The organism is Streptomyces sp. WM6378, from assembly GCF_001279695.1.
Taxonomy (GTDB): domain Bacteria; phylum Actinomycetota; class Actinomycetes; order Streptomycetales; family Streptomycetaceae; genus Streptomyces.
Window position 1 is genome coordinate 69,831 of record NZ_LGDD01000188.1, and the last position, 17,388, is coordinate 87,218.

General features: G+C 71.9%; 15 protein-coding genes. 3 read left to right on the forward strand and 12 right to left on the reverse strand.

Annotated elements, in window-relative coordinates; translation table 11 throughout:
- Window positions 1-13: 13 nt before the first annotated feature.
- From ADK54_RS16550 to ADK54_RS16560, 3 genes are all read right to left on the reverse strand, one after another.
- Window positions 14-322 carry an AzlD domain-containing protein gene (locus tag ADK54_RS16550; protein ID WP_053726404.1) on the reverse strand — a complete coding sequence of 103 codons (309 nt, stop codon included), beginning with the start codon at window positions 320-322 and terminating at the stop codon, window positions 14-16.
- Entirely contained in the window at window positions 319-1,140 is an 822-nt protein-coding gene (locus ADK54_RS16555) for an AzlC family ABC transporter permease (RefSeq protein WP_234392099.1), read from the reverse strand. The genes ADK54_RS16550 and ADK54_RS16555 overlap by 4 nt, the downstream gene beginning before the upstream one ends.
- 123 nt (window positions 1,141-1,263) lie before the next feature.
- Window positions 1,264-2,091 carry a helix-turn-helix transcriptional regulator gene (locus ADK54_RS16560; protein ID WP_107090548.1) on the reverse strand — a complete coding sequence of 276 codons (828 nt, stop codon included), beginning with the start codon at window positions 2,089-2,091 and terminating at the stop codon, window positions 1,264-1,266.
- Between the two features lie 56 nt (window positions 2,092-2,147).
- Between ADK54_RS16560 and ADK54_RS16565 the strand changes: the two genes are divergently transcribed.
- The 3 genes from ADK54_RS16565 to ADK54_RS16575 all read left to right on the forward strand — a co-directional run bounded on the left by ADK54_RS16565 (window position 2,148) and on the right by ADK54_RS16575 (window position 8,470).
- The gene (locus ADK54_RS16565) at window positions 2,148-6,773 is read left to right on the forward strand and encodes an ATP-dependent helicase (RefSeq protein WP_053726406.1); all 4,626 of its coding nucleotides are present in this window, start codon (window positions 2,148-2,150) and stop codon (window positions 6,771-6,773) included.
- A 102-nt stretch (window positions 6,774-6,875) separates the two neighbouring features.
- On the forward strand, window positions 6,876-7,643 hold the full coding sequence (locus tag ADK54_RS16570; protein ID WP_053726407.1) for a DNA-formamidopyrimidine glycosylase family protein: 768 nt from the start codon (window positions 6,876-6,878) through the stop codon (window positions 7,641-7,643).
- A gap of 62 nt (window positions 7,644-7,705) precedes the next feature.
- The gene (locus ADK54_RS16575; RefSeq protein ID WP_053726408.1) at window positions 7,706-8,470 is read left to right on the forward strand and encodes an SDR family NAD(P)-dependent oxidoreductase; all 765 of its coding nucleotides are present in this window, start codon (window positions 7,706-7,708) and stop codon (window positions 8,468-8,470) included.
- On the opposite strand, the gene ADK54_RS43445 is transcribed toward ADK54_RS16575, so the two are convergent.
- From ADK54_RS43445 to ADK54_RS16615, 9 genes are all read right to left on the reverse strand, one after another.
- Window positions 8,433-8,648 carry a hypothetical protein gene (locus ADK54_RS43445; RefSeq protein WP_107090549.1) on the reverse strand — a complete coding sequence of 72 codons (216 nt, stop codon included), beginning with the start codon at window positions 8,646-8,648 and terminating at the stop codon, window positions 8,433-8,435. The genes ADK54_RS16575 and ADK54_RS43445 overlap by 38 nt on opposite strands.
- Window positions 8,649-8,815: 167 nt before the next feature.
- Window positions 8,816-9,286: a Dps family protein gene (locus tag ADK54_RS16580; protein WP_053726409.1), complete on the reverse strand. Its 471-nt coding sequence runs from the start codon at window positions 9,284-9,286 to the stop codon at window positions 8,816-8,818.
- A 200-nt stretch (window positions 9,287-9,486) separates the two neighbouring features.
- Window positions 9,487-9,876 carry a helix-turn-helix domain-containing protein gene (locus tag ADK54_RS16585; protein WP_053726410.1) on the reverse strand — a complete coding sequence of 130 codons (390 nt, stop codon included), beginning with the start codon at window positions 9,874-9,876 and terminating at the stop codon, window positions 9,487-9,489.
- Window positions 9,877-9,985: 109 nt separating this feature from the next.
- The gene (locus tag ADK54_RS16590; protein WP_053726411.1) at window positions 9,986-10,495 is read right to left on the reverse strand and encodes a CinA family protein; all 510 of its coding nucleotides are present in this window, start codon (window positions 10,493-10,495) and stop codon (window positions 9,986-9,988) included.
- Window positions 10,492-11,160 (reverse strand): CDP-diacylglycerol--glycerol-3-phosphate 3-phosphatidyltransferase, encoded by a 669-nt coding sequence (gene pgsA, locus ADK54_RS16595; RefSeq protein ID WP_053726412.1) that lies wholly within the window; start codon window positions 11,158-11,160, stop codon window positions 10,492-10,494. The genes ADK54_RS16590 and pgsA overlap by 4 nt, the downstream gene beginning before the upstream one ends.
- On the reverse strand, window positions 11,157-12,626 hold the full coding sequence (gene rimO / locus ADK54_RS16600) for a 30S ribosomal protein S12 methylthiotransferase RimO (protein WP_053726413.1): 1,470 nt from the start codon (window positions 12,624-12,626) through the stop codon (window positions 11,157-11,159). Before rimO ends, pgsA begins: the two co-directional genes overlap by 4 nt.
- Window positions 12,627-12,687: 61 nt before the next feature.
- Window positions 12,688-13,518, reverse strand: coding sequence for a helix-turn-helix domain-containing protein (locus ADK54_RS16605; protein WP_053726414.1), 831 nt, complete (start codon window positions 13,516-13,518; stop codon window positions 12,688-12,690).
- A 289-nt stretch (window positions 13,519-13,807) separates the two neighbouring features.
- On the reverse strand, window positions 13,808-16,567 hold the full coding sequence (locus ADK54_RS16610) for a DNA translocase FtsK (protein WP_053726415.1): 2,760 nt from the start codon (window positions 16,565-16,567) through the stop codon (window positions 13,808-13,810).
- Window positions 16,568-16,689: 122 nt separating this feature from the next.
- A complete protein-coding gene (locus ADK54_RS16615; RefSeq protein WP_053726416.1) occupies window positions 16,690-17,364 on the reverse strand; it encodes a response regulator in 675 nt (224 codons plus the stop codon).
- Window positions 17,365-17,388 lie beyond the last annotated feature (24 nt).

The following is a 17,388-nucleotide window of genomic DNA, read 5'->3' on the forward strand; positions in this document are numbered from 1 at the left end:
GAGCACCCGCTGCTCAGCCGCCCAGGGCCCGTATGCCCGCCGTGACGAGTACGGCTGCGCCGACGATCACCAGGAAGGGGGCGCGCAGCACCAGCGCGACGGCCGCCGCGGCGAGCCCGGCCGCCCGGGCGTCGAGCAACACCTGGTGGCCGGTGCTGAAGGTCTGCTGTGCGGTGAGCGCGGCCAGCAGTGCCACCGGCAGCAGCGCTGCGAGCCGCTTGACCAGCGGGCGCTCCAGGGCGCCTGCCGGGACCAGCAGGCCGATGAGCTTGACTAGGTAGCAGCCGACGGCGGTGGCCGCGATGGCGATCCAGACGTTCAACGCGCTTCTCCCTTCGTGAAGTTCCCGACCCCTTCGGACGGCCCCGGGTCGGCGGTGTCCTGGGTGCCGGCCCCCTCGGACCCGGTGCCCGGCCCCGTCCCGCCCGGCGCGCCGCGGCCCTTCAGGAAGAGCACGACGGGCGCGGCGAGTGCGGCGACCAGGACGGGCGCACCGGCCGGCAGCACCGGCAGCAGACCCAGGACCAGGACGACGGCGAAGGCGGCCGTGATGCGCTCGGTGGAGGTCTTGAGCATCGGCGCGAGGAGCGCGAGGAAGACGGCGGGGCTCGCGGCGTCGAGTCCCCAGGCGTCGGTGTCGCCCAAGGCCTGCGCGCCCAGAGCTCCGGCGAGCGTGGTCAGGTTCCACAGCACGTAGAGGGTGAGGCCGGTGACGGTGAAGCCGATCCGAGCGGCCCGCCGGGTGGGCTGGGCGAGGGTGACCGCCGTGGTCTCGTCGATCACCCATTGGGCGGCCAGCGGCCTCAACGCCCTTGGTAGCGCGAGCAGTTGGGACAGGCGCAGCCCATAGAAGGCGTTTCGGGTACCGAGGAAGAAGGCGCCGGCCGCCGCGGTGAACGGATTTCCGCCGGCCGCGAGCGCGCCGACGAGCGCGAACTGCGAGGCTCCGGTGAAGACGAGCAGGCTGAGCGCGCACGTCTGCAGGAGGGTGAGTCCCGATCCGGCCGAGGTCACTCCGAAGGCGAAGCCGGAGAGCCCGACGGCGACGCCGACGCCCAGCGCGTCGCGGACGACGGCCGCATCGGGCTTTTTCTCGGCATCGGGGCGTATCTCTGGGGGTGCTGTCTGTTCTGCTGCCACGCCATGGACGTTAGGAGAAGACGGCGCTTCGGTTCTTGTACGTTCTTGCACGCCGTTGCTCTCGCCCGCCTCGGCTCTTCCACGCCGCCGCCCTCGCAGGGCTGCCTTCGCGCACGCCCGCGCCTACGTTCTGGCGCGCTCGCGGCGATATGCGCCGGGCGTGACGCCGACGATCCGGGTGAAGTGGCGGTTGAGGTGCGGCTGGTCGGTGAAGCCCACGGCGACGGCGGCCTCGGCGGGCGGGGTTCCGCCGTCCAGGAGGCGGGCGGCCCGGCGTACGCGCTCGCCCGTCAGCCAGGCGTGCGGAGGCAGCCCGTACTCCGCCTTGAAGGCTCGCAGCAGCGCGAACGGGCTCGTGTCGAGCTCCTTGGCCAGCTGCTCCAGGGACGGCGGGGCGGCGAGCCGCTCCACCAGGAGGTATCGCGCCGCGGTCGCGGTGCGCGCACCCGCCGACCGGGGTGTCCGCTCGGGCAGGGCGCAGCCGTGGCGGCGTAGCAGCCGGGCGACGGCGATGCGGAACACGCTGTCGGCGGCCAGTGCGTTGCCCTGCTCGGCCGCCCGGTGCACTTCCTGGATGAGCAGTGCGGTGTCCGGGTCCTCGACGATGGTCTCGGCGAATCCGGCGGTGCCGCGCAGCGTGGTGGTTTCGGCCGCTATGTCGGTGACCAGCTGCGCCGAGGGGTAGAGCGTGGCGTACGTCCAGCCCTCGGGGACCCCGGCGTGGGCCGCGTGTGGAACCTCGGGGTTGATCATTACGACGGTGCCGGGGTGTGCCGGGATCGTCCCGCCGGGCATGATCACGTTCTCGATGCCGCTGCGCACCGCTCCGAAGACGAAGCCTTCGTGGGCGTGCCGGGGGAAGGAGTGGCTCACGTAGCGGGCCCGGAGCAGATCGAGGCCGGGCAGCTCGGAGTACTGCCAGTGCCGCGCCCATTCCTCGACCCCGTTCATACCCTCATTCTCGCAGGTCCGGGCCATTGTCAGTGGGTGGGTGCACGATGGGGACCATGGCAAGGACAGCGCTGGACTCCTTCTCTCCCGCGACGCGCGGCTGGTTCACGGGGGCCTTCACCGCGCCCACCGCGGCGCAGGAGGGCGCCTGGCGGGCGATCGCGGAGGGCTCGGACGTCCTGGTCGTCGCCCCGACCGGGTCCGGCAAGACGCTCGCCGCGTTTCTCGCCGCGCTCGACCGGCTGGCGGCCACGCCGGTGCCCGCCGAGCCGAAGAAGCGCTGCCGGGTCCTGTACGTGTCTCCCTTGAAGGCTCTCGCGGTCGATGTGGAGCGCAATCTGCGCTCCCCGCTGACCGGGATCCGCCAGGAGTCGGTGCGCCTTGGGCTGCCCGAGCCGGAGGTGCGGGTCGGCATCCGGTCCGGAGACACCCCGCCCGCCGAGCGGCGGTCTCTGATCAGCCGGCCGCCGGACATTCTGATCACCACGCCCGAGTCGCTGTTCCTGATGCTCACCTCCGCCGCGCGCGAGGCGCTCGCGGGCATCGAGACGGTGATCCTGGACGAGGTGCACGCGGTCGCGGGCACCAAGCGGGGCGCCCATCTGGCGCTCTCCCTGGAGCGGTTGGACGAGCTGCTCCCCAAGCCGGCCCGCCGGATCGGCCTGTCCGCGACGGTGCGCCCGGTCGACGAGGTGGCGCGCTATCTGTCCCCGCAGCGCAAGGTCGAGATCGTCCAGCCGCCCTCCGCCAAGGAGTTCGACCTGTCGGTGGTGGTGCCGGTGGAGGACCTGGGCGAGCTGGCCGGCTCACCTGCGGCCGATGCCCAGGAGGGGGCCGAGAAGCCGTCGATCTGGCCGCATGTCGAGGAGCGCATCGTCGACCTGGTGCAGGCGCACCGCTCGACCATCGTGTTCGCCAACTCCCGCCGTCTGGCGGAGCGGTTGTGCAACCGGCTCAACGAGATCGCGTACGAGCGCGCCATGGGCGCGCCGCTGCCCGAGGCGCACTCCCCGGCGGATCTGATGGGCGGTTCGGGCGCCGCCGCCGGCGCCCCCGCTCTGCTCGCCAAGGCGCACCACGGCTCGGTCTCCAAGGAGCAGCGGGCGCTCGTGGAGGAGGACCTGAAGGCGGGCCGCCTTCCGGCGGTGGTGGCCACGTCCAGTCTCGAACTGGGCATCGACATGGGCGCGGTGGACCTGGTGGTCCAGGTCGAGTCGCCGCCGTCGGTGGCCTCCGGGCTGCAGCGCGTGGGCCGGGCGGGTCACCAGGTGGGCGCCGTCTCCACCGGGGTGGTCTTCCCCAAGTACCGCGGCGATCTGGTCCAGTCGGCGGTGGTCACCGAGCGGATGCGCTCGGGGGCGATCGAGTCGCTGCGCATTCCGTCCAACCCGCTGGACGTGCTGGCCCAGCAGTTGGTCGCGATGACCGCGCTCGACACGTGGCAGGTGGACGACCTGATGGCGCTGGTGCGCCGGGCCGCGCCCTTTGCCGCGCTCCCCGAGTCGGCGTTCACGGCAGTCCTGGACATGCTGGCAGGCCGCTATCCGTCCGACGCCTTCGCGGAGCTGCGGCCGCGCGTGGTGTGGGACCGGGTGGCGGGCACGGTCACCGGCCGCCCCGGCGCCCAGCGGCTGGCCGTCACCTCGGGTGGCACGATCCCCGACCGCGGCCTGTTCGGCGTCTTCCTGGCCGGGGCCGACCCGAAGAAGGGCGGTGGCCGGGTCGGTGAGCTCGACGAGGAGATGGTGTACGAGTCACGGGTGGGCGACGTGTTCACCCTGGGCACCACCTCCTGGCGGATCGAGGACATCACGCGCGACCGGGTCCTGGTCTCGCCCGCTCCCGGGGTGCCCGGCCGGCTGCCGTTCTGGAAGGGCGACCAGCTGGGCCGTCCGCTCGAACTGGGCCGCGCGCTGGGCGCGTTCCTGCGCGAGGTCGGCTCGCTCACCCCCGACGACGCCCGGCTGCGCCTGCTGAGCGCAGGCCTCGACGCCTGGGCCGCGGACAATGTGATCGGCTATCTCGACGAGCAGCGCCGCGCCTGCGGCCACATCCCGGACGACCGGACGATCCTGGTCGAGCGTTTCCGGGACGAGCTCGGCGACTGGCGCGTGGTCATCCACTCCCCCTTCGGCGCCCAGGTGCACGCCCCCTGGGCACTCGCGCTCGGCGCCCGCCTCGCCGAGCGGTACGGCATGGACGCCCAGGTCATGCACGCCGACGACGGCATCGTGCTGCGGCTGCCCGACGCCGACCTGATGGGCCTCGACCTCCTCGACCGGGACCCGGCGCACCTCGACTCGACGTACGACAGCGAGCAGGCCCCCGTGGGGGCCGCGGACACGGTGTTCGACAAGGGCGAGATCGAGCAGATCGTCACCGACCAGGTCGGCAGTTCCGCGCTGTTCGCCTCCCGTTTCCGCGAGTGCGCCGCCCGCGCCCTGCTGCTGCCCCGGCGCAATCCGGGCAAGCGCACCCCGCTGTGGCAGCAGCGCCAGCGGGCGGCTCAACTGCTCCAGGTGGCAAGCGAGTTCGGGTCGTTCCCGATCGTCCTCGAAGCGGTCCGCGAGTGCCTTCAGGACGTCTTCGACGTCCCCGGCCTGACCGAGCTGATGGGAGACCTCGAAGCCCGCAGGGTGCGTCTGGTCGAGGTCACCACACCCGAGCCGTCCCCGTTCGCCCGCTCCCTCCTGTTCGGCTATGTCGCGCAGTTCCTGTACGAGGGCGACTCGCCGCTCGCCGAGCGACGGGCCGCCGCGCTCTCCCTCGACTCCCGCCTCCTGGCCGAGCTGTTGGGCCAGGCCGAGCTGCGCGAGCTGTTGGACGCCGAGGTCCTGACCGAGCTGGAGCGGGAGCTCCAGTGGCTCACCGAGGACCGCCGCATCAAGGACGCCGAGGGCGTCGCCGACCTGCTGCGGGTCCTCGGGCCGCTCACCGACGCCGAGTTGGCGGCCCGCGGCGCCGAGCCCGGCTGGGCGCCGGAGCTGGGCGCCGCGCGCCGCGCCATCCGGGTCCGCGTCTCCGGCACCGACCACTGGGCGGCGATCGAGGACGCGGGCCGGCTGCGCGACGCGCTGGGCACGGCGCTGCCGGTCGGCGTCCCCGAAGCCTTCACCGAGCCGGTGAAGGACCCCCTCGGCGACCTGCTGTCGCGCTACGCGCGCACCCACGGCCCGTTCACCTCGGCCACCGCAGCGGCCCGGTTCGGCCTGGGCACCGCGGTCACGGACGGCGCGCTGCACCGCCTCGCGGCGTCGGGCCGGGTCGTCCAGGGCGAGTTCCATCCGGCGGGCATCGGCCAGGAGTGGTGCGACGCGACGATCCTGCGCAGGCTGCGCCGCCGCTCCCTGGCCGCGCTGCGCCAGGAGCTGGAGCCGGTGCCGCCCGCCGCGCTCGCCACCTTCCTCCCCCAGTGGCAGCACCTGGGCAGCAACGGCCTGCGCGGCATCGACGGGCTGGCCCGCGCCGTGGAGCAGTTGCAGGGCGCCGCCGTCCCGGCCTCCGCCCTGGAGAAGCTGATCCTGCCGTCCCGGGTCGCCGACTACAGCACGGGCCTGCTGGACGAGCTCACCACGACCGGCGAGGTCGTCTGGGCCGGGGCGGGCGCACTGCCCGGCAAGGACGGCTGGATCTCCCTGTACGTGGCCGACGCGGCCCCGCTGCTCCTGCCGCCCCCGCACCCGCTCGAACTGACCGCGCTCCACGAGTCGGTGCTCACCGCGCTGGCCCCTGGCTACGGCCTGTTCTTCCGCCAGCTCGCCGACCAGGTCCGCGCCACCACCCACCCGGAGGCCACCGACCCCCAACTGGCCGACGCGGTATGGGACTTGGCGTGGTCCGGGCGGCTCACCAACGACACCCTGGCGCCGCTGCGTTCCCTGCTCGGCTCCGGGCGCACCGCGGGTTCCACCGCCCACCGCGCCAAGCGGCCCGTCCCGCGCGGCCGTTACGGCACCCTGACCGCCGCGGCCCGCCCGGTCTCGCGGACCGGACCGCCGACGGTCTCGGGCCGCTGGTCCCTGCTCCCGCCCCGCGAGCCCGACCCGACCCACCGCGCCCACGCCCTGGCCCGCACCCTCCTGGACCGGCACGGCGTGGTCACCCGGGGTGCGGTGCAGGCAGAGGGCGTCGAGGGCGGCTTCTCCGCGACGTACCGGATCCTGGCCGCGTTCGAGGACAGCGGGCAGGCTCGGCGCGGCTACGTGGTCGAGGGGCTCGGCGCGGCCCAGTTCGCGATGGACGGCGCGGTGGACCGGCTGCGGGCAGCTGCCACCGCCCGGGACCGGAGCGCCGACGCGCACACCGCCCCACAGGCGGTCGTCCTGGCGGCCGCCGACCCGGCCAATGCCTACGGCGCGGCGCTGCCCTGGCCCGAGCCGCCGGGCGGGGCCGGTCACAAGCCGGGCCGCAAGGCGGGTTCCATGGTCGTTCTGGTCGACGGCGAGCTCGTGCTGTATCTGGAGCGCGGCGGCAAGTCCCTGCTCGCCTGGGCGGCCGAGCCGGACGATCCGGCACTGACCGTGGCCTGCGGGGCCCTCGCGGGGGCGGCGCGGGCGGGCCGGCTCGGCACGATCACCGTGGAGCGGGCCAACGGCGACCCCGCTCTGACGTCCCCGCTGGCCCGCCCCCTGGAAACGGCGGGCTTCGTCCCGACCCCGAGGGGGTTGCGCCTGAGACCCTGACGCGGCTCCGGGCCGAGGCACGGCTGCCGTCCCGCCGGCGCTGCCCGAACCAGGCCGAACACCCCAGGGGCACCCCACTCCCACCCCCGGCAGAATGGACTCATGCCCGAAGGTGACACCGTCTACCAGGCCGCGCGGCGGCTGCACGCGGCGCTGGCCGGGCAGGTCCTGACCCGGTCCGATCTGCGGGTGCCGCGGTTCGCCACGGCGGATCTCACCGGGCGGGCCGTCCTCGACGTGACCCCGCGCGGCAAGCATCTGCTGACCAGGATCGAGGGTGGGCTCACCCTGCACTCCCACCTCCGGATGGACGGGTCCTGGCGGATCTACGCGCCGGGCGAGCGCTGGGGCGGCGGGCCCGCCCACCAGATCCGGGCCATTCTCGGGAACGCCGGGCACACGGCCGTCGGCTATCGGCTGCCCGTGCTCGAACTGCTCCGCACCCAGGACGAGTCCAAGGCGGTCGGCCACCTGGGCCCCGATCTCCTCGGCCCCGACTGGGACGCCGATTCCGCCCTGCGCAACCTCCTCCAGGACCCTGCCCGCACCATCGGCGACGCCCTGCTCGACCAGCGCAACCTCGCCGGGGTCGGCAACGTGTACAAGTCGGAGATCTGCTTCGCGATCCGGGCCGTCGCCTGGCTGCCGATCGGCGAACTCCCCTCCCCCGAGCGCCTCGTGGCCACCGCGAAGCGGCTCCTGGAGGCCAACAAGGACCGCCCGGTCCGCCAGGCATACGTCTACGGCCGTCCCGGCCGGCCATGCCCGCGCTGCCGCACCCCCATCCGTACCACCACCCAGCGCGACCCCGCGGGCCGCGAGCGCCCCACCTACTGGTGCCCCAAGTGCCAGCCAGCGCCCGCCCTTTGACGCACCGTCAAACACCACCAAACTTATTGACGACCTGTCAGATTCAGTCGTACCGTCCCGGCATGCCCCTCACGGCGTACGACCTCAGCGACCGCACGGCTTTCATTACCGGCGCAGCCAGTGGGATCGGCCGCGCCAGTGCCCTGCTCCTCGCGGAGGCGGGTGCCACGGTGCACTGCGCGGACCGCGACGAGGCGGGCCTGGCGGAGACCCGGGCACTGATCACCAAGGCGGGCGGCACCGCCCATGTCCACCCGCTCGACGTCTCGGACCGCGCGCAGGTCAAGGCGGCTCTGGAAGCCGCCGGACCGGTCCACATCGTGGCGGCGATCGCGGGCATCATGCACACCAGCTCGGTCCTGGACACCGAGGACGCCGACCTCGACCGGGTGTTGTCCGTCAACTTCCGGGGCGTGCTCCACGCCTGCCAGGAGGCGGCCCGCACGATGATCGCCCACGGCATCCGCGGCTCCATCGTCACCATGGCCTCGGGCGCCGTGGACTCCTCGCGGCCGGGCCTGTTCTGCTACAGCGTCTCGAAGGTCGCGGTCGTCCAGCTCACCCGGACGCTCGCCTGCGAACTGGGCCCGCACGGGATCCGCGTGAACGCCATCGCCCCCGGCTGGGTCCGCACCCCCATGACCGACCAGCACGCCGCCGAGCAGCAGGAGCAGATCGAGTCGACGATGCTGCGGCTCTCCCCGCTCGCGCGGCTCGGCGAACCCGAGGACATCGCGCACGCCGTACTGCATCTCGCCGCGGACGCCTCGGCGTTCACGACAGGCCAGATCATCCGTCCGAACGGCGGCGTCTCGATGCCCTGGTAGAGCCGGACCGTGCACGCGGCTCGGATGCCACGTGGACCGGCAGCAGGCTCAGCCCCCAGCCGCCCGCGACCATCGCCCCCTCGACGAATCCCGTCTGGCCGGGCACCAGCACCACGCGCAGCACGGCCCACCACCACAGCGCCGCTACGACCAGCGCGGGCACCCAACGCACCGCCACCGCCATGGGCCGCCTCCTCGGGCCGACGCTAGACCGCCGGCAATCCCGCCGGGAGGGCGCACCGGGGGCAGGCCCGGAGCGCTCCAGGTCGCCCGCGCTTCACCGCGTACGACCCGGCCCGTGCACCGTGTATCCGTGCGCGGCGGCGCGTGGTCGCGTGCAGCGGTTCAGACGGTTTCCGCCTGGAACATCCACGCATGCTTTTCGAGGTCGGCCGTGAGCCCGATGAGGATGTCCTGGCTGATCGGGTCCGGGTCGGCGGTCGCCTCGATGCGCTCGCGCATCCGGCCGATCACCACGCCGAGCGCGGCGACCAGGACCTTCACCGCCTCGGTGTCCTTGATCCAGCCGTCCGGCACGGTGTCGATCGCACTGGACTTCGCCACCGTGGCGGAGCGCCCGTCCGGGCTGACGCCGACGGCGGAGGCCCGCTCGGCCACCGTGTCCGAGTGGAGCCGCGCGGTGTCGACGACCTCGTCGAGCTGGAGGTGTACGGACCGGAACCGCGGGCCGACCACGTTCCAGTGCACCTGCTTGGACACCAGCGAGAGGTCCACGAGATCCACCAGCGCACCCTGGAGAGCGTCACCGACCACCTTGAGGTCGGCGTCGGACAGCGGGCTCTTGATGTAGGACATGCATTTCCTCCACTCCGGACGGAACGCCCGCGGAAGCAGAACGAGGGGAACTCCCGTGCGAACCATGCGGACGTTTGCGCGATCTCCTACCACCCTGCCACAGAAGCCCTAAAACGGGCGCGGCGGAAAAGGGCTGAGCCCCGGCCGGTCACCAAGTGACCAACCGGGGCTCAGTACAAGCCTGGGCGCGAGCCTGAAGATCAGGCCGCGACGACGTCCACCGCTTCCGCGGGCGCCTTGATCGTCACCCGCTCCGTCGGCACACCAGTCACCGACGTCACGGAGATCGAATTGAGCATCGGACGTACCGGCGCACGCACCGGCACCGGGTCACTCGCTGCCGCAGAGGCAGCGAGCTCGGCGAGTGCCAGCTCGTCGCTCACTTCCCGCATGAGCTCGGACATCCGTACGTCAAGCGCGTCGCAGATCGCGGAGAGCAGCTCGGAGGATGCCTCCTTCTGCCCCCGCTCCACCTCGGAGAGATAGCCGAGTGAGACTCGGGCGGACGAGGAGACTTCGCGCAGAGTACGGCCCTGGCGCTGGCGCTGCCGACGCAGCACGTCACCCAGCAGGCGACGGAGCAGAATCATCGGTGGCTCCCTCCTCGGACCGCGTAGCCGCATCCTTCACGCCCCACCGTACCGCCTCGCGCCGCGGCCGTGCGGGGAGCGATGTCGTGTTCACTCAGGGCTGCAAACATCAAATCCCCCCGTTCTGTTCCGTATCCTGTGCCCGCCCATCCTTGCGGAGTTCACTGGAGAGCAGTTCGAGCACGCTGCGTACACTCTCCATACGAATTTCCGCCCGGTCGCCGTTCAACCGCAATGCGACGGTTTTCTTGGCTCCCGCCGGACCAACGGCCGAAACGTATACCGTCCCGACCGGTTGGCCGTCCTGTGGTTCGGGTCCCGCGACGCCCGTGGTCGCGATCCCCCAGCTCGACCCGAGCACCTCGCGCACCCCCGCCGCCATCTGCAGCGCGACCTCGGGATCGACCGCCCCGCGCTCGGCCAGAAGGGTCCCGTCCACACCCAGGACGTCCCGCTTCAGCTCGGTCGCGTACGCCGTCACCGAACCGCGGAAAACACGCGAGGCGCCGGGCACCGAGGTCAGCTCGGCGGCCACCAGGCCGCCCGTCAGCGACTCCGCCACCGCGAGCGTCTGGTCACGCTCCGTGAGTAGGCGCAGAACCCGGGCCGCCTCGCTCACAACGCGGATCCCCCGGCGGCGCGCTGCGCGGCAAGTCCCTTGCGCCTCAGCACGATCGCCTGGCGCACGTAGTCGAGCCCCGTGACGACCGTGAGCACCACCGCGACGGCCATCACCCAGAAGCGCAGGGTGGCCAGCGGACCCGTCAGCGCCAGGACGTACATTCCGGTCGCGGTGCCCTGGGCCAGGGTCTTGAGCTTTCCGCCGCGACTGGCCGGAATCACTCCGTGCCGGATGACCCAGAAACGCATGAGTGTGATCCCGAGTTCCCGGAACAGGATGACCCCGGTGACCCACCACGGCAGATCGCCGAGCAGCGAGAGGCAGATCAGCGCGGCGCCCATGATCGCCTTGTCGGCGATCGGGTCGGCGATCTTCCCGAAGTCGGTGACCAGGTTGTACGTGCGCGCCAGGTGCCCGTCGAAGATGTCGGTGATCATGGCGACGGCGAAGGCCGCCCAGGCCCAGGCCCGCATCGCCGGGTCGTACCCGCCGTCCGCGAGCAGCAGCATGACGAAGCCCGGCACGAGCACGAGCCGGATCATCGTGAGGATGTTGGCGATGTTCCAGAGGCTGGCCTGGTTGACGGCCGCAGCGCCCAGCTTGCCGCCGGGCGCCGGCGTCCGGCCGGTACCGCCCGCCGCCGATGCCGGGACTCCGGTCATCTGCCCGCCTCCTCAACCCCGTCAAGCAGCTCGACCACGAGGTCGACACCTTCGGTAGCGACCACCTTGGCCTCGACGATACGGCCGGGCGCAAGACCGGCGCTCTCAGTGAAGATCACCTGGCCGTCGGTCTCGGGCGCCTGGTGCTCGGCCCGGCCGACCGCCCCGTCCTCCTCGTCGACGGTCTCGACCAGGACCCGCACGGTGTCGCCGATGCGCTCCTCGGCGCGCTGCGCCGTGAGCTCCTCGGCAAGCCTTGACAGGTGCGCGAGCCGCTCGGCGATGGTGTCCGCGTCCAGCTTGCCCTCGTAGCCGACCGCTTCGGTGCCCTCCTCGTCGGAATAGCCGAAGACGCCGATGGCATCGAGGCGGGCGGCCGTGAGGAAGCGTTCCAGCTCCTTGAAGTCCTCCTCGGCCTCACCGGGGAAGCCGACGATGAAGTTGGACCGCACACCGGCCGTCGGCGCCTTCGCGCGGATCGTGTCGAGCAGTTCGAGGAACCGCTCGGTGTCGCCGAAGCGCCGCATCGCGCGCAGCACGCCGGGCGCCGAGTGCTGGAAGGAGAGGTCGAAGTACGGCACGACGTTCTCGGTCGACGTCAGTACGTCGATGAGGCCCGGCCGCATCTCGGCGGGCTGGAGGTAGCTGACCCGCACCCGCTCGATGCCGTCGACCGCGGCGAGCTCCGGGAGCAGCGTTTCGAGCAGCCGGATGTCGCCGAGGTCCTTGCCGTACGAGGTGTTGTTCTCGGAGACCAGCATGACCTCCTTGACGCCCTGCTCGGCCAGCCAGCGGGTCTCGCCGAGCACGTCGCTGGGGCGGCGCGAGATGAACGAGCCGCGGAAGGACGGGATGGCGCAGAACGAGCAGCGCCGGTCGCAGCCGGAGGCCAGCTTCACGGAGGCGACCGGGCTGGTGTCGAGCCGGCGGCGCAGCGGGGCGCGCGGCCCGGAGGCGGGCGCGAGACCGTCGGGGAGGTCCTCGGGGGCGCTGTCCTGGGCGTGCCCGGGCAGCGCCACGTCGGGGGCGTCCTGGCGCTCGGCCGGGCTGATCGGCAGCAGCTTGCGCCGGTCGCGCGGAGTGTGCGAGGCGTGGATGCCGCCGTTGAGGATGGTCTGGAGGCGGTCGGAGATGTCGGCGTAGTCGTCGAAGCCGAGCACTCCGTCGGCCTCGGGCAGCGCCTCGGCGAGGTCCTTGCCGTACCGCTCGGCCATGCAGCCGACCGCGACGACGGCCTGGGTCTTGCCGTGATCCTTGAGATCGTTGGCTTCGAGGAGGGCGTCGACGGAGTCCTTCTTGGCGGCTTCGACGAATCCGCAGGTGTTGACGACGGCGACGTCCGCGTCCGATGCGTCCTCGACGAGCTCCCAGCCGTCCGCTGCCAAGCGGCCTGCGAGCTCCTCCGAGTCCACCTCGTTACGGGCGCAGCCAAGAGTGACAAGGGCGACGGTGCGGCGTTCGGGCATGGACTCAAGACTACTTTGTCCTGGCCCACGCCCCCGCCGCGAGGGTCGTGGGCCCGGGGCGTCAGCCGGCCTGGGGGTCGCCCTTGGTGTAGCTCAGGCGCTCGACCTGGCCGTCCTCGAACTTGCTGTCGATCTTCTTGCCGTTGACGTAGAGCTCGATCGCCCCGGCGTTGCCCAGGATCAGGTCGACCTGCTGGCCGTCCTGGAACGTCTGGGCCTCGCCCTTCTGGAGCAGGCCGTCGAAGAGCATCTTGCCGTTGTGGTCCTTGGCCGAGATCCAGCTCTTGTCGTTGATCGCGGTGACCTTGACGGTGACCTTGTCGGCCGGGACCGCGGCGATGGCGCTGTCGGTCGGCGTCGGCTTGGGGGCCGGGGGCTTGGCCGGGGCGGGGCTGGCCGACGACGTGGGCAGCTTCTGCTGGGCGGGGCCCTCGGCGACGGAGGTGCCGCCCTTGCTCTTGTCGCCGCCGCTGAACATCGTGAATCCGACGAAGCCGACGACCACGACGATCGCGGCGACCATGGCGGCGGTCCAGTTGGGCCGACGCGGATCGGGCCGGATGCGCTCCGCCTCGAACAGGGGGGCCGCGGGGGTGGGCGCGGGACGGCCGCCGTGAGCGGCGTCGTACCGCGCGACCAACGGGTCGGGGTCGAGGTGGACGGCCTGGGCGAACGTACGGATGTGTCCGCGCGCGTACACGTCACCGCCGCAGCGCGAGAAGTCGTCCTGCTCGATCGCGTGCACGATGGGGATGCGCACCCGCGTGGTGGAACTGACCTCGTCCACCGTCAGTCCGGCGGCGATTCGGGCCTGCTGAAGTGCGCGGCCGATCGATGGCCCGTCGTCTTCGATCGGAGGCCGGTCGTCTTCGGGAGAGTTGCCGATGGACACGGGGGCGCCTTTCGAGCGTGAGCCACCTGCTGGGTGTTCAGTCTAGGGGGGGTACGAAAGAGTGGGGCAACCGGGAGAGCGGAGTTTGTACGCCATCGGTATGGCCGCGCCCCTGACGGCGGAACACTGACCACACTTGCTTTCACGTCCCCCTCAACTTGACGTACGGCCAAGGGAAACGGTTGCTCGGGGATCCCGTACGAGTGCTGTTTGGGCCGGTCGGCTGTCAGCCGACAGATTCTGCCCTCTGATAGCCCACCTATCTACCCCAATTCACCCCCCGCCAAACTCAGGGAGCCTCTCCCCGGATCACCGCCAGCACTCCGTCGAGTTCGTCAGGCTTGACCAGAACGTCGCGCGCCTTGGAGCCCTCGCTGGGGCCGACGATGCTCCGCGACTCCATCAGGTCCATCAGCCGGCCCGCCTTGGCGAAGCCGACGCGCAGCTTGCGCTGGAGCATCGAGGTGGAGCCGAACTGCGTGGACACGACCAGCTCGGCCGCCTGGCAGAGCAGGTCCAGGTCGTCGCCGATCTCCTCGTCGATCTCCTTCTTCTGCTTGGTGCCGACGGTGACGTCGTCCCGGAAGACCGGGGCCATCTGGTCCTTGCAGTGCTGGACGACGGCCGCGATCTCGTCCTCGGTGACGAAGGCGCCCTGAAGCCGGGTCGGCTTGTTCGCGCCCATCGGCAGGAACAGGCCGTCGCCCTTGCCGATCAGCTTCTCGGCACCCGGCTGGTCGAGGATGACCCGGCTGTCGGCGAGCGAGGAGGTCGCGAACGCGAGCCGCGAGGGCACGTTCGCCTTGATCAGGCCGGTGACGACGTCGACCGAGGGCCGCTGGGTGGCGAGCACCAGGTGGATGCCGGCAGCGCGCGCCAGCTGGGTGATGCGGACGATCGCGTCCTCCACGTCGCGCGGCGCGACCATCATCAGGTCGGCGAGCTCGTCGACGATCACCAGGAGGTACGGATACGGCGTCAGCTCGCGCTCACTGCCCTCGGGCAGCTTCACCTTGCCGTTGCGGATCGCCTCGTTGAAGTCGTCGATGTGGCGGAAACCGAACGCGGCGAGGTCGTCGTAGCGCAGGTCCATCTCGCGCACGACCCACTGGAGCGCCTCGGCGGCCCGCTTCGGGTTGGTGATGATCGGCGTGATGAGGTGCGGAATGCCCTCGTACGCCGTCAGCTCCACGCGCTTGGGGTCGACGAGCACCATGCGCACGTCCTCGGGCGTGGCCCGCACCATCACGGAGGTGATGAGGCAGTTGATGCAGGAGGACTTTCCGGAACCGGTGGCTCCGGCGACCAGGACGTGCGGCATCTTGGCGAGGTTGGCCATGACGTAGCCGCCCTCGACGTCCTTGCCGAGCGCCACCAGCATCGGATGGTCGTCCTCGGCCGCGTCCGCGAGGCGCAGCACGTCGCCGAGGTTGACCATCTCGCGGTCGGTGTTGGGAATCTCGATGCCGACCGCCGATTTCCCCGGGATCGGCGAGATGATCCGCACGTCGGGGCTGGCGACGGCGTACGCGATGTTCTTGGCGAGGGCGGTGATCCGCTCGACCTTCACGGCCGGCCCGAGCTCGACCTCGTACCGGGTGACCGTCGGGCCGCGCGTGAACCCGGTGACGTTGGCGTCGACCTTGAACTCCATGAAGACGTTCTGCAGCGAGGCGACGACGGCGTCGTTGGCGGCGCTGCGGGTCTTGCCGGGCCCGCCCTTCTCCAGGAGGTCCAGGGTGGGGAGCGCGTAGGTGATGTCGCCGGCGAGCTGGAGCTGCTCGGCGCGCGGGGGCAGCGGCTCGGCGGCCGAGGGCGCGGACTTCGTCAGATCCGGCACGACGGGCAGGGCGCCCGGCGTGGCCTTCGGCGCCGTGGGCTTCGGGGCTGTGGGCTCAGCCGGTGCCTCGGGCTCGGCGGCCCGGGCGATCGGCAGCGGGGTGGCCTGCTCGTGGTCCCGCTCGACGGAGACGCCCTGCGTGAGGTCGGCGACGACGGGCGAGGGGGGCAGGCCGTTCAGTACGGCGCCGTCCAGCGCCGCGGCCGCGGCGGCGGCCACGTCGACCGGGTCGAGGCCGTTCTCGAACGCCGGTTGCACCGAGGCCCGCCGGGGCTTGCGGCGCCGCGAGAGCGCCTCCTCCTCGGCCCGCTCCGGGGCCCGCTCGACAGGGGTGGCGGAGCGGCGGCGGGTGCGCGGCGCGGGCTCGGTCTCGCGCCACTCGTCGTCGTACGGCTCCTCGTCGCCGGCCTCGTCCGGGAGCGGTTCGAGGACGCCGAGCTTGACGCCGAGGAGCCGCAGCCGCTGCGGGATGGCGTTGACCGGCGTCGCGGTGACCACGAGCAGTCCGAAGACGGTGAGCAGCACGAGCATCGGCACGGCGAGCACGTCGCCCAGCGTGAATTCGAGCGGCTTGGACGAGGCCCACCCGATCAGGCCGCCAGCGTCCTGCATGGCGTCGGTGCCGTCGTTCCGGCCGGGTGAGCCGCACGCGATGTGGACCTGGCCGAGGACGCCGAGGACGAGCGCGGACAGGCCGATGACGATCCGTCCGTTGGCCTCGGGCTTCTCGGGGTAGAGGATGAGCCGGATCGCGATGGCGCCGAGCAGCAGCGGCACGACGACGTCGAGCCGGCCGAACGCGCCGGTCACCAGCATCTGTACGAGGTCGCCGACCGGGCCGCGCAGATTCGACCAGGTGCCGGCGGCGACGATCAGCGCGAGGGCGAGCAGCAGCAGGGCCACGCCGTCCTTGCGGTGGGCCGGGTCGAGTCCCTTGGCGCCGCGGCCTATTCCGCGGAACATCGCGCCCACCCCGTGGGCCGCGCCGAGCCAGACGGCGCGCACGAGCTTGTACACGCCCCCGGTCGGGGAGGGCGCCGCTTTGGGTGCGGGCTTGGGCGCCGCCTTCTTCGCGGCGGTCTTCTTCGCGGGTGCCTTGGGGGCCGCGGCTTTCTTCGCGGGCGCAGCCTTCTTCGCCGGGGTACGGCCGGTGCGCTTCGCGGTGCCCGCCGTGCCCTGGGAACCCTTGCCGGACGTACGTGAGGCCATGGTGCTGAGGTTACCTGGGTCGGCGGCGGTGGACACGTGTGCCTACGGCTTCACCCGTCCGTGTCGTACACCCCAAGGGATCTGACGCCACGTCAGCCGGACGCGACGTCAGATCCCGGTCGTCAGTTCTGCGAAGGGAGCGTGGGCGCGCCGCCGGCGCCGGGCTCCAGCGCGTCCAACGCCCGCCGCAGACCGGTGAGCTTGCGCTCCAGGTGGGCGGCGGTGGCGACCGCCGCGGCGTCGGCGGATTCGTCGTCGAGCTGCTTGGAGAGCGCCTCGGCCTGCTCCTCAACTGCCGCGAGCCGCGCGGACAGTTCGGCGAGCAGACCCGCCGACTCCTTGGCCGCGCCGCCCTGGGCGCCGCCTTCCAACTGGAGCCGCAGCAGGGCCGCCTGCTCGCGCAGCTGGCAGTTCTTCATGTACAGCTCGACGAAGACCGACACCTTGGCGCGCAGCACCCAGGGGTCGAACGGCTTCGAGATGTAGTCCACGGCGCCCGCCGCGTAACCGCGGAACGTGTGATGGGGGCCGTGGTTGATGGCCGTGAGGAAGATGATCGGGATGTCCCGCGTCCGCTCACGCCTCTTGATGTGCGCGGCGGTTTCGAACCCGTCCATTCCGGGCATTTGGACGTCCAGCAGAATGACCGCGAAATCGTCCGTAAGCAGCGCTTTGAGCGCTTCCTCCCCTGACGATGCCCGCACCAGTGTCTGATCGAGCGCAGAGAGGATGGCCTCCAGCGCCAGCAGATTCTCCGGCCGGTCATCGACCAGGAGGATCTTGGCCTTCTGCACCATGGCCCGTCCTCCTCGCCCCGGCAG